The 11,926-nt window shown below is 67.3% G+C and carries 12 protein-coding genes; 7 read left to right on the plus strand and 5 right to left on the minus strand.

Annotated elements, in window-relative coordinates:
• The gene (locus C9412_RS15410) at positions 1-789 is read right to left on the minus strand and encodes an enoyl-CoA hydratase/isomerase family protein (protein ID WP_107232446.1); all 789 of its coding nucleotides are present in this window, start codon (positions 787-789) and stop codon (positions 1-3) included.
• A gap of 119 nt (positions 790-908) precedes the next feature.
• Between C9412_RS15410 and C9412_RS15415 the strand changes: the two genes are divergently transcribed.
• Genes C9412_RS15415 through C9412_RS15425 form a run of 3 tightly spaced genes read left to right on the plus strand, consistent with a single transcriptional unit; the run spans position 909 to position 3,270 of the window.
• Positions 909-1,163, plus strand: a complete 255-nt coding sequence (locus C9412_RS15415) for a FeoA family protein (RefSeq protein ID WP_107232447.1) — start codon at positions 909-911, stop codon at positions 1,161-1,163.
• Positions 1,160-3,025 (plus strand): ferrous iron transporter B, encoded by a 1,866-nt coding sequence (locus C9412_RS15420; protein ID WP_107232448.1) that lies wholly within the window; start codon positions 1,160-1,162, stop codon positions 3,023-3,025. The genes C9412_RS15415 and C9412_RS15420 overlap by 4 nt, the downstream gene beginning before the upstream one ends.
• Positions 3,025-3,270, plus strand: a complete 246-nt coding sequence (locus C9412_RS15425) for a DUF6587 family protein (RefSeq protein WP_107232449.1) — start codon at positions 3,025-3,027, stop codon at positions 3,268-3,270. The genes C9412_RS15420 and C9412_RS15425 overlap by 1 nt, the downstream gene beginning before the upstream one ends.
• A gap of 165 nt (positions 3,271-3,435) precedes the next feature.
• Here C9412_RS15425 and C9412_RS15430 read toward each other — a convergent pair whose 3' ends face one another.
• From C9412_RS15430 to C9412_RS15445, 4 genes are all read right to left on the minus strand, one after another.
• Positions 3,436-3,897, minus strand: coding sequence for a DUF4304 domain-containing protein (locus C9412_RS15430; protein ID WP_107232450.1), 462 nt, complete (start codon positions 3,895-3,897; stop codon positions 3,436-3,438).
• Positions 3,898-4,013: 116 nt separating this feature from the next.
• Positions 4,014-4,595 carry an NAD(P)H-dependent oxidoreductase gene (locus C9412_RS15435; RefSeq protein ID WP_107232451.1) on the minus strand — a complete coding sequence of 194 codons (582 nt, stop codon included), beginning with the start codon at positions 4,593-4,595 and terminating at the stop codon, positions 4,014-4,016.
• A gap of 54 nt (positions 4,596-4,649) precedes the next feature.
• Complete coding sequence (locus C9412_RS15440) at positions 4,650-5,045, minus strand: MerR family transcriptional regulator (protein ID WP_107232452.1); 396 nt, start codon at positions 5,043-5,045, stop codon at positions 4,650-4,652.
• A 4-nt stretch (positions 5,046-5,049) separates the two neighbouring features.
• A complete protein-coding gene (locus C9412_RS15445; protein WP_181358685.1) occupies positions 5,050-5,829 on the minus strand; it encodes a 3-oxoacyl-ACP reductase in 780 nt (259 codons plus the stop codon).
• A 72-nt stretch (positions 5,830-5,901) separates the two neighbouring features.
• Here C9412_RS15445 and dapB point away from each other — a divergent pair, with 72 nt between their 5' ends.
• The 4 genes from dapB to greA all read left to right on the plus strand — a co-directional run bounded on the left by dapB (position 5,902) and on the right by greA (position 11,923).
• The gene (gene dapB / locus C9412_RS15450; protein WP_107232454.1) at positions 5,902-6,621 is read left to right on the plus strand and encodes a 4-hydroxy-tetrahydrodipicolinate reductase; all 720 of its coding nucleotides are present in this window, start codon (positions 5,902-5,904) and stop codon (positions 6,619-6,621) included.
• 309 nt (positions 6,622-6,930) lie between these two features.
• Positions 6,931-8,058 carry a glutamine-hydrolyzing carbamoyl-phosphate synthase small subunit gene (gene carA, locus C9412_RS15455; protein ID WP_107232455.1) on the plus strand — a complete coding sequence of 376 codons (1,128 nt, stop codon included), beginning with the start codon at positions 6,931-6,933 and terminating at the stop codon, positions 8,056-8,058.
• Positions 8,059-8,207: 149 nt separating this feature from the next.
• A complete protein-coding gene (carB, locus tag C9412_RS15460; protein ID WP_107232456.1) occupies positions 8,208-11,450 on the plus strand; it encodes a carbamoyl-phosphate synthase large subunit in 3,243 nt (1,080 codons plus the stop codon).
• 8 nt (positions 11,451-11,458) lie between these two features.
• Positions 11,459-11,923, plus strand: a complete 465-nt coding sequence (gene greA / locus C9412_RS15465) for a transcription elongation factor GreA (RefSeq protein WP_170272484.1) — start codon at positions 11,459-11,461, stop codon at positions 11,921-11,923.
• The last annotated feature ends 3 nt before the right edge of the window (positions 11,924-11,926 follow it).

Here is an 11,926-nt window from a genome sequence, read left to right on the forward strand (position 1 = left end):
TCAGGCTTCCGTGACCCAATGGGGTGCGCGCTTGTCGAGGAAGGCGCCCAGGCCCTCCTGGCCCTCGGCGGACACCCGCAGGCGCGCGATCAGGGCGGCATTATCCCGATCCAGCGCGTCGCGGTCATGACTGTCGCGCACCTGCCGGACCAGCTGCTTGGCGGTGGACGAGGCGATCGGGCCGGCCTTGTCGAGCAGCGCCAGCTGGCGTTCCAGGGCTTCGTCCAGGCGTTCGGGTTCGACCAGCTGGTGGACCAGGCCGATGCGCAGCGCGGTATCGGCATCGAAGTGCTCGCCGGTGGCGAACCAGCGGCGGGCCTGGCGCGGGCCGATGGCCTCGATCACGTAGGGCGAGATCACCGCCGGCAGCAGGCCGAGGCGGCTTTCGGTCAGGCCGAAGCGGGCCGAGGTGCTGGCAATGGCGATGTCGCAGCAGGCGACCAGGCCGACGCCGCCACCGAAGGCGGCACCATGGACCCGGGCCAGGGTCGGCTTGGGCAGCTCGTCCAGGGTGCGCATCAGCCGGGCCAGGGCCAGCGAGTCCTCGCGGTTGTCGGCTTCGCTGGCGGCGGCCATGCCGCGCATCCACTGCATGTCGGCACCGGCCGAGAAGGAGGCGCCGTGGCCGGCCACCACCACCGCGCGCACCGCATCATCGCGGCCGGCGGCCTCCAGGGCGGCGGTCAGCCGGGCGATCAGGCCGGCGTCAAAGGCATTGTGCAGCTCCGGCCGGTTCAGCCAGAGGGTGAGGACGGCGCCGCTGCGCTCGATCTGCAAAGCATCGTTCATGGGATTCCAGGGTCACTCCATACCTGTATGGATCATAGCGGGCCATTGGTCATGGGCCATGACGCGACGCGGGAATGTTAGAATCGAGAACCATTTACATCCAGCAGAGATTACGCTAGATGACGCTGTCCGAACTGCCGCTGCACACCTCGGCCGTGGTCGAGTCCGTGCAGGACCTGCATGCCAACGATGCCATTGCCCGTCGCCTGCGCGAGCTGGGTTTCGTCAAGGGCGAGGAAGTGCGCCTGGTGGCCAAGGGTCCGGTAGGAGGGGAGCCGCTGCTGGTGCAGGTCGGCTTCACCCGGTTCGCGCTGCGGATCAGTGAAGCCAAGCGCGTCGTGATCGACGCCGCCAGCCAGGAACGACGTGCATGACCGCCACTGCCTCCACCGCCCCCCTGCGCGTCGCGCTGGTCGGTAACCCGAACAGTGGCAAGACCGCGCTGTTCAACCAGCTGACCGGCAGCCGGCAGAAGGTCGCCAACTACACCGGCGTCACCGTCGAGCGCAAGGAAGGCCGCCTGCGTGCGCCGTCCGGCCGCGAATTCGCCGTGCTCGACCTGCCCGGCGCCTACAGCCTGCAGCCGGCCAGCCTGGACGAGGCGATCACCCGCGACCTGTGCCGCGGTTTCTACCCGGGCGAAGCGGCGCCGGACGTGCTGCTGTGCGTGATCGATGCCACCAACCTGCGTCTGCACCTGCGCTTCGCGCTGGAGCTGCGTGAGCTGGGCAAGCCGATGGTGGTGGCGCTGAACATGGTCGACGCGGCGCAGCGCCGTGGCATCCAGGTGGACGTGGCCGCGCTGGAGCGCGAGCTGGGCGTGCCGGTGGTGGAGACCGTGGCGGTGCGCAAGCAGGGCGCCAAGGCCCTGGTCGAGCGCCTCGATGCGATGGTGCCGCACTTGGACGCGCCGGTACCGGGCCCGGAAGGCGGCATCGACTACCACGCCAAGGTACGCCAGATCCTGTCGGTGGCCGTGCGCATGCCGGCGCGTACCGCGAAGATCGATGACGCGCTGGACCGCTGGCTGCTGCACCCGGTGTTCGGCCTGATCAGCCTGGCGGTAGTGATGTTCCTGATCTTCCAGGCGGTGTACGCCTGGGCCACGCCGCTGATGGACGGCATCGAGGCCGGCTTTGCCTGGCTCGGCCAGTTCGTCGGCAGCGTGCTGCCGGAAGGGCCGCTGGCCAGCCTGCTGACCGACGGCATCATCGCCGGTGTCGGTGGCGTGGTGGTGTTCCTGCCGCAGATCCTGATCCTGTTCTTCTTCATCCTGGTGCTGGAGGAATCCGGTTACCTGCCGCGCGCGGCATTCCTGCTGGACCGCATGATGGCGGCCGCCGGTCTGTCCGGGCGCTCGTTCATCCCGCTGCTGTCCAGCTTCGCCTGCGCGGTGCCGGGCATCATGTCCACCCGCAGCATCCAGGACCCGCGTGACCGTCTGGCCACGATCCTGGTGGCGCCGCTGATGACCTGCTCGGCGCGCCTGCCGGTGTACGCGCTGCTGATCGGTGCGTTCATTCCGCAGAAGACGGTGTGGGGCGTGTTCAACCAGCAGGGCCTGGTGCTGTTCGGTCTGTACGCCGCCGGCATCCTCAGCGCGCTGGCAATGTCGTGGATCATGAAGAAGTGGCGCCGCGACAAGAGCGAGCACCCGCTGATGCTGGAGCTGCCGTCGTACCGCCTGCCGCACGTGCGCGACCTGGCGGTGGGGCTGTATGAGCGCGGCATGATCTTCCTCAAGCGCGTCGGCGGCATCATCCTGGCGCTGACCATCCTGCTGTGGGTGCTGCTGTCGTTCCCGGCGGCCCCGGCCGGCGCCACCATGCCCGCGATCGATTACAGCTACGCCGGCCAGATCGGCCATGCGATGGCGGTGTTCTTCGCGCCACTGGGCTTCAACTGGCAGATCTGCATCGCGCTGATCCCGGGCCTGGCCGCGCGCGAAGTGGCGGTGGCCTCGCTGGCCACGGTGTACGCGCTGTCGGCGGCCGATGACGATGCCGCCAGCCAGGCACTGACCCCGCTGATCAGCGATGGCTGGTCGCTGGCCACCGCGCTGTCGCTGCTGGTCTGGTACATCTACGCGCCGATGTGCATCTCGACGCTGGCCACCATCAAGCGCGAGACCAATTCGTGGAAGCAGATGGGTTTTGCCGCGTTCTACCTGTTCGCGGCGGCCTATGTGGCAGCGCTGATCACCTATCAGGTGACCGTGGCGCTGGGAGGCGGCTGATGGACGCGGGGCTGCTGCTGCAGTACCTGATCATCGCGGTGGCCGTGCTGGTCAGTGCTTGGGTGGTGCTGAAGAAGCAGTTCCCGGGCACCGTGCGCAAGCTGCGCGGTGCACTGGCGCTGGCGCTGCTGAAGCCGGGCCGCGCGGCCTGGCTGCAGGCGCTGGGGCGCAAAGTCGCACCGCCGGCCAGCGGCGGTGGTGGCGCCTGCGGCGGCTGCGACAGCTGCGGCCCAACCAAGAAGTAGCGTCGAGCTTGCTCGACTGCTTCTGGATGCTTCATCCACGCATGGCGTGGATCTACCGAACGCCCTGATCCACGCATGGCCTGTGCCCGGTAGGTGCGAACCTTGGTTCGCACGCATTTGAGGTTCATCCACGCATGGCGTGGATCCGCCGAGGGCCGGTCGGGTTCAGACCTCCCTGCGGATGATCGCCCGGAAGCTCCCGTCCTGATTCAACCGCCGCACCGCTTCGCGGTTGCCGTGGGTTGCCGCGAACCCGGCCACGTCGGCCAGGGCATCGAGCAGCAGGCATTTCATCGCGTCACGATTGCCCGCCTCGAGCAGGTCATCAAGATCCTGCTGGGTGAAGCGCCGGCGCAGCCCCGGCGTCTCTTCGATCCGCCAATCGACATGGGGCGTGGGAATGCTGGTGCGGTACCTGAAGGCGTTTTCCAGATCGCAAGGCTCAAGCGGGTGCTCAAGCAGCTCTGCAAAGTACAGGCCGGCATTGACGTAGAAGCCTCGGCTCTCGCTGGCACGCTGGTGATTGATCACCAGTGAGGCGCCTTCCAGCAGCCGGTAGCGGGTGGTGGACGTTCCGGCAAAGCCTGTCTTCTTCGCGCATTTGCTGAAAACAGTCGCGGATTTCATGGGCTGTGCCTGGGCCGGGAGAGGGGCTCCCAGCCTTGAGGTGCAGTGATTCCAGGTCAATTGGCAAAAGCGACACCTGAGCCGTGGCCGGCCTCCCATCCACGCATGGCGTGGATCTACCGGGCCTGTGCACCGAGCTCCGCCGCCAGTGCCAGCCACGTGGCGCGTTGTGCGGGCGTGCTGCTGCGTACCGCGCCAAGCCGGCTGATCTTCACCGGCCGGATGCCGCAGAACGCCAGGATAGTGGCGCGGAGCTGGGTGATGCCCGGGTCGCGGTAGATCCAGCGGTAGTACCACGGCGGCGTGTCCAGCGTGGTGATCACCCGCGCGCTGCGCCCGGCCAGCAGCCGGTCCCACCACACCGAGTCGCGCCGGTAGCGGAAGGCGAAGCCCGGCAGCAGCACGCGATCAAAGAAGCCTTTCAGCAGGGCCGGCATCGCGCCCCACCAGGTGGGATAGACCAGTACCAGATGATCGTAGGCCAGGATCGCATCGGCAGCGTCCTGCAGGTCGGCTTCAAGTGGCTGGATCTGGCGGTAGCCGTGACGCAGCACCGGGTCGAACTGAAGCTCGCCGAGTGCGATCAGGCGCACCCGGTGCCCCGCGTTCTCGGCGGCGGTGGCGTAGCGCTGGGCGAGGGCGCCGCACAGGCTGTCACGGTCGGGGTGGCCAAGCAGGATCAGGATGGAGCGGGACACGGCAACCTCGGCAATGGAAAGTGCGCGAGGGTGCGGTCTGCCCCTGGGGCAGAGTCAAACGCCGGAGGTGCAGCCGCTGGCGGCCACAACGCAGTCGCCGCTGCCGGAGTGCAGCCACTGTCGTAGTTCATCGCTGACCTGCTGCAGGGCCAGGTCAACCTGCTCCAGTCGCGCCCGCTCGCCGGCAATGCGCTTGCGCTGTTGATCCAGCAAGGCCAGCACGGCCGGCCAGTCGAGCCGGCCGTCGGATGCTTGCAGGCGCGAGATCGCGGCCAGCGTGATGCCCAGCGCCAACGCCTGGCGGATCAGCTGCACCCAGGCCACGTCCTGTTCGCTGTAGTCGCGGTAGCGGTTCACGCGTGGCACCGGCGGCAGCAATCCGCGTGCCTCGTACAGGCGGATGGCTTTGGCACTGGCGCCGGTCAGCCGGCTGACCTCGGAAATGCGCACCGGCTCAGTCCCTTACCAGGCCGCCATCCACCACCAGGTTCTGGCCGGTCACCGCGCGTGACCACGGGCTGGCGAAGAACAGCGCGGCATCGGCGAACTCGGCCGGGGTGGTGACGCTGCGCAGCGGCGTGTTGGCGGCGATGTAGTCGAATACCGCTTCCGGCGTGGCGGCGCTGGCATCGGTGGTGCGCAGCAGGCCACCGGACAGCATGTTCACGGTGATCCCGTGCGGGCCGAGATCGCCGGCCAGGGTGCGGGTCAGCGACAGCAGCGCGGCCTTCGCCGCGGTGTAGTCGTGGTAGGGCACCACCGGGTTCTGGAACAGGTTGGTGCCGATGTTGATGACGCGGCCGAAGCGCCGGGCCTGCATGCCGGGCAGGGCGGCCTGCACCGTGTTCAATGCACCGCGCACGCTGCCTTCGAACTGTGCCTGGAAGGCCGGCCAGCCGATGTCGGCAGCGCCGTCGCGGGCGTCACCATTGAACGAGAACGTGGCCAGTGCGTTGTTGACCACGGTGGTCACGCCCTGGCCGAAGTGGGCCAGCGCGTGCTGCAGCATCGAGTCCACCTGGGCGCGGTCGGTGATGTCAGCCTGCAGGGCGATGGCCTGCCCTCCCAGCTCGCTGGCCAGTGCGCGCGCGGCCGCCTCGCTGTGGCGGTAATTGATGATCACCCGGGCGCCCTGCGCGGCGAAGGCGCGGGCGATGTGCTGGCCGAGGCCACGGCCGGCACCGGTGACCAGCACCAGCTGTTCGCTGATCTGCATGAGGGAGCTGCCATCCATTGCATGAAAGGGCATGCAGCGTAGCAGCGATGGCGCTTGCCGGAGCGGGCGTGCTGCCGCTAGCCTGCAGGCATGAACCAGACTCCCCTGCGATTGCTCATTCACGGCGCTTCCGGGCGCATGGGCCAGGCCCTGCTGCGGCTGGCCGCCGAACATCCCGACAGCCTGCAGATCGTCGCGGCGGTGACCGGCCGGGCGCCGGCCCAGCGCGTGGTCGATGGCGTGCCGTTCTTCGCCGCCAGCGAGCTGCCCGGTGCGCCGGCGTTCGACGTGGCGATCGACTTCAGCCTGCCCGAAGGCTTCGACCCGATGCTGGCGCTGTGCGTGGAGCGCGGCGCCGGCCTGGTTTCCGGCACCACCGGCATTTCCACGGCACAGCGGCAGGCGCTGGACGCGGCGGCGACGCAGATCGCACTGGTCTGGGCCTCGAACTTCAGCCTGGGCGTGGCGGTGCTGGACGAGCTGGTCGAGCGCGCGGCGCAGGCGCTGGCCGGCTGGGACTGCGACATCGTCGAATCGCACCACACCCAGAAGAAGGACGCACCGTCGGGCACTGCGCTGACCCTGGGTGCGGCCGCGCAGCGGGGCGGGGCGCAGCCGCACTACGCCAGTCTGCGTGCCGGCGACATCGTGGGTGAACATCTGGTCCAGTTCACCGGGCCGGGCGAGCGCATCGAGCTGGTGCACCGGGCGACCAACCGCGACATCTTCGCCCGCGGCGCGCTGTTCGCTGCCCGCCAGCTGCACGGGCGGGCCGCGGGCAGCTACCGGGTGCGCGACCTGCTGCAATAGAGCGGGTAGAGCCGGCCGCTGGCCGGCTGCTACGGGATGCCTGACAGCACGGAGATTGCCGGCCAGCGGCCGGCACTACCAAGCAGGGGGCCCCGCATACGCTGCCGGATTGAAATGAATGCGCAATCGCCTGTTCATGAAGCGCGATAACCGCTGGCGCGAGCGCCCCGGCAGCGCTACAATTCGCACTCGCCGAATCACCAAAGCCGGACCGGTCCTGTACCGTACGTCCGCGCTTTTTTGCAACCCGATTCCCGAGAAGCACAGGCGTGACTTCGGCACCCCCTCGGTAGCCAAAGTGAGATTTCCGTGACCCAAGCCGCAATCCTCGTCCTCGAAGACGGCACCGTATTCGAGGGCGAATCCGTAGGCGCGCCCGGCCTGTCCGTCGGTGAGGTGGTGTTCAACACCGCCATGACCGGTTACCAGGAAGTGCTGACCGACCCGTCCTACGCCCGGCAGATGGTCACGCTGACCTATCCGCATATCGGCAACACCGGCATGACCGACCAGGACAATGAAGCGTCCAAGGTGTGGTCGGCCGGCCTGATCGTGCGCGACGTGCCGCGCCGTCCCAGCAACTGGCGCAGCCAGGTGTCGCTGCAGGACTGGCTGATCCAGCGCGGCGTGGTCGCCATCGCCGGCATCGACACCCGCAAGCTGACCCGCATCCTGCGCGAGAAGGGCGCGCAGAACGGTGCGCTGATGGCCGGCGACATCGATGTGGAAAAGGCGCTGGAAGCGGCCCGCACGTTCCCGGGCCTGAAGGGCATGGATCTGGCCAAGGTCGTCACTACCGAGAAGACCTACACCTGGACCGAGGGCCAGCTGGACCTGGACGCCAATGCCTTCGTCAGCGTGCCGGCCCGGTTCAAGGTCGTGGCCTATGACTTCGGCGTGAAGACCAACATCCTGCGCATGCTGGCCGAGCGCGGCTGCGAAGTGACCGTGGTGCCGGCCCAGACCCCGGCCGCCGAAGTGCTGGCGCTGAAGCCGGACGGCGTGTTCCTGTCCAACGGCCCGGGTGACCCGGAACCGTGCGACTACGCCATCGAAGCGATCAAGACCTTCATCGACGTGAAGATCCCGACCTTCGGCATCTGCCTGGGCCACCAGCTGCTGGGCCTGGCCTCGGGCGCCAAGACCATGAAGATGGGCCACGGCCACCACGGCGCCAACCACCCGGTGCAGGACCTGGACAACGGCCGGGTGATGATCACCTCGCAGAACCACGGTTTCGCGATCGATGAAGCGACCCTGCCGGCCACCCTGCGCGTGACCCACCGCTCGCTGTTCGACGGTACCAACCAGGGCGTGGCCCGCACCGACGTGCCGGCGTTCTCGTTCCAGGGCCATCCGGAAGCCTCGCCGGGCCCGACCGACGTGGGCCCGCTGTTCGACCGCTTCGTGGCGCTGATGGAACAGAGCAAGGCGTGATCAGTACGCCGCCGGCCCGCCGGTGGCGTCGCGATGGACCGTAAGCCCCCGCATCGCTGCTGCCCCTGGCGCGGCGCAGCGGATCAAGATTCCTGATCGACAGCGTGCGATCACCCCCCTTGTCACGCTGTACTGACTTAGAGAAGAAAATGCCCAAGCGCACTGACCTCAAGACCATCCTCATCATCGGTGCTGGCCCGATCGTCATCGGCCAGGCCTGCGAGTTCGACTACTCCGGCGCCCAGGCCTGCAAGGCCCTGCGCGACGAGGGTTACCGCGTGGTGCTGGTCAACAGCAACCCGGCCACGATCATGACCGACCCGGAGATGGCCGACGCCGTCTACATCGAGCCGATCAACTGGCAGACGGTCGAGAAGATCATCGCCAAGGAAAAGCCCGATGCGCTGCTGCCGACCATGGGTGGTCAGACCGCGCTGAACTGCGCGCTGGACCTGGCCGACCACGGCGTGCTGGAGAAGTACAACGTCGAGCTGATCGGTGCCAAGCGCGAAGCGATCCGCATGGCCGAAGACCGCGAGCTGTTCCGCGTGGCCATGGGTGAGATCGGCCTGGAATGCCCGACCGCCGCCGTCGCCCACACCCTGGACGAAGCGCTGGAGATCCAGACCCGCGTCGGCTACCCGACCATCATCCGCCCCAGCTTCACCCTGGGCGGCAGCGGCGGCGGCATCGCCTACAACCGCGAAGAGCTGGTCGAGATCGTCAGCCGCGGCCTGGAACTGTCGCCGACCACCGAAGTGCTGGTGGAAGAGTCGGTGCTGGGTTGGAAGGAATTCGAGATGGAAGTGGTCCGCGATACTGCGGACAACTGCATCATCGTCTGCTCGATCGAGAACCTGGACCCGATGGGCGTGCACACCGGTGACTCGATCACCGTGGCCCCGGCACAGACCCTGACCGACAAGGAATACCAGCGCCTGCGCGATGCCTCCATCGCCGTGCTGCGCAAGATCGGCGTGGATACCGGTGGCTCGAACGTGCAGTTCGGCATCAACCCGAAGACCGGCCGCGTGGTCGTCATCGAAATGAACCCGCGCGTGTCGCGTTCCTCGGCGCTGGCCTCCAAGGCCACCGGCTTCCCGATCGCCAAGGTCGCTGCGAAGCTGGCCGTGGGCTATACCTTGGACGAACTGAAGAACGAGATCACCGGTGGCCTGACCCCGGCCTCGTTCGAGCCGTCCATCGATTACGTGGTCACCAAGATTCCGCGCTTCGCCTTCGAGAAGTTCCCGGCGGCAGACGCGCGCCTGACCACCCAGATGAAGTCGGTGGGCGAGGTGATGGCGATGGGCCGTACCTTCCAGGAATCGGTGCAGAAGGCGCTGCGTGGCCTGGAAACCGGCAAGGTCGGCTTCGATCCGACCGGCCTGGACCTGGGCAACGAAGAAGACCTGCAGACCCTGCGTCGCGAACTGAAGGCGCCGGGCCCGGAGCGTCTGTTCTTCGTCGCCGATGCCTTCCGCGCCGGCATGAGCGTGGAAGAGATCTATGCGCTGTCGTTCATCGATCATTGGTTCCTGGACCAGATCGAGGAAATCATCGCTGCTGAAGCTGACGTCGCTGCCGGTGGCATCGATGCGCTGGACGCTGCGCGCCTGCGCAAGCTCAAGCGCGCCGGTTTCTCCGATGCGCGCCTGGCCCAGCTGACCGGCACCAACGAAGCGGCCATCCGCGCGCTGCGTCGTGCGCACAAGGTGCGCCCGGTCTACAAGCGCGTGGACTCCTGCGCCGGTGAGTTCTCCACCGGCACCGCCTACCTGTACTCGACCTACGAGGACGAGTGCGAGGCCGCGCCGACCAACCGTGACAAGATCATGATCCTGGGTGGCGGCCCGAACCGCATCGGCCAGGGCATCGAGTTCGACTACTGCTGCGTGCACGCGGCACTGGCGCTGCGCGAGGATGGTTATGAAACCATCATGGTCAACTGCAACCCGGAAACCGTGTCGACCGACTACGACACCTCCGACCGCCTGTACTTCGAACCGCTGACCCTGGAAGACGTGCTGGAAATCGTCGAACTGGAACAGCCCAAGGGCGTGATCGTGCAGTACGGCGGCCAGACCCCGCTGAAGCTGGCGCGCGCGCTGGAAGCCAACGGCGTGCCGGTGATCGGCACCAGCCCCGATTCGATCGACCTGGCCGAAGACCGCGAGCGCTTCCAGCAGCTGGTCGACAAGCTCGGCCTGAAGCAGCCGCCGAACCGCATCGCCCGCAACGACCAGGAAGCCCTGCTGCTGGCCCGCGAGATCGGCTACCCGCTGGTGGTCCGTCCGAGCTACGTGCTGGGTGGCCGCGCGATGGAAATCGTCTACGGTGAATCCGACCTGGCCCGCTACGTCCGCGACGCGGTGAAGGTGTCCAACGATTCGCCGGTGCTGCTGGACCGCTTCCTCGACAACGCCGTCGAGTGCGACGTCGACATCATCGCCGACAAGGATGGCAACGTGCTGATCGGTGGCGTGATGGAGCACATCGAAGAAGCCGGCGTGCACTCCGGTGACTCCTCGTGCTCGCTGCCGCCGTACTCGCTGTCGGCTGAAACCCAGGCCGAACTGCGTCGCCAGGTGGTGGAGCTGGCCAAGGCCCTGAACGTGGTCGGCCTGATGAACACCCAGTTCGCGATCCAGACCAGCGATGAAGGTGCCGACACCATCTACCTGCTGGAAGTGAACCCGCGTGCCTCGCGCACCGTGCCGTTCGTGTCCAAGGCCACCGGCATGGCGCTGGCCAAGATCGCTGCCCGCTGCATGGCCGGCAAGACCCTGGCCGAGCAGGGCGCGACCAAGGAAATCGTGCCGGACTACTACTCGGTGAAGGAAGCGATCTTCCCGTTCGCCAAGTTCCAGGGCGTCGATCCGATCCTCGGGCCGGAAATGCGCTCCACCGGTGAAGTGATGGGCGTGGGCCGTACCTTCAACGCCGCCTTCGCGCGTGCGCAGGAGGCCGGTGGCATCAAGACCCCGCCGATCGGCAAGGCCTTCGTGTCGGTGCGCGATCCGGACAAGAAGCGCGTGCTGCCGGTGGCCAAGGCCCTGCTGGCGCGTGGCTACAGCCTGGTCGCCACCCGTGGCACCGCCGCGTGGCTGCAGCAGCACGGCATGGACTGCGAGATCATCAACAAGGTGGTCGAAGGCCGTCCGCACATCGTCGACTCGATCAAGAACGGCGAGATCGTCTACATCGTCAACACGACCGAAGGTCGCTCGGCGATCAACGACTCGTTCTCGATCCGTCGCGAGGCGCTGCAGCACCGCGTCACCTACTCGACCACCATTGCCGGCGCCAAGGCGCTGGTGGATTCACTGGAATTCCGCGGCACCGGCCCCGTCTGGTCGCTGCAGGAGCTGCACAAGGAGTTGAATGCATGAGAGCCCCCATCACGATGAAGGGCGCGCAGAGGCTGCGCGATGAACTGGATCACCTGAAGTCGGTCAAGCGTCCGAAGGTCATTGCGGCCATCGCCGAGGCGCGCGAGCACGGTGACCTGAAGGAGAACGCCGAGTACCACGCCGCGCGCGAGGAACAGGGCTTCATCGAAGGCCGCATCAAGCAGCTGGAAGGCGAGCTGTCGCACGCCGAGATCATCGACGTGAGCAAGCTCAACGCCGGTTCGAAGGTGGTGTTCGGCGCCAGCGTGACCCTGGCCGACGTGGAAACCGACGAAGAGAAGAAGTACCAGATCGTCGGTGACCTGGAAGCGGACATCAAGCTGGGCCTGATCGCGATTTCCTCGCCGGTGGCGCGCGCGATGATCGGCAAGCTGGAAGGCGACTCGATCGTGATCGACGCCCCGGCCGGCCAGCGCGAGTACGAAATCGTCAGCGTCAGCTACGTGGACTGACGC

It is taken from the genome of Stenotrophomonas sp. Nf1, from assembly GCF_003028475.1.
GTDB lineage: Bacteria > Pseudomonadota > Gammaproteobacteria > Xanthomonadales > Xanthomonadaceae > Stenotrophomonas.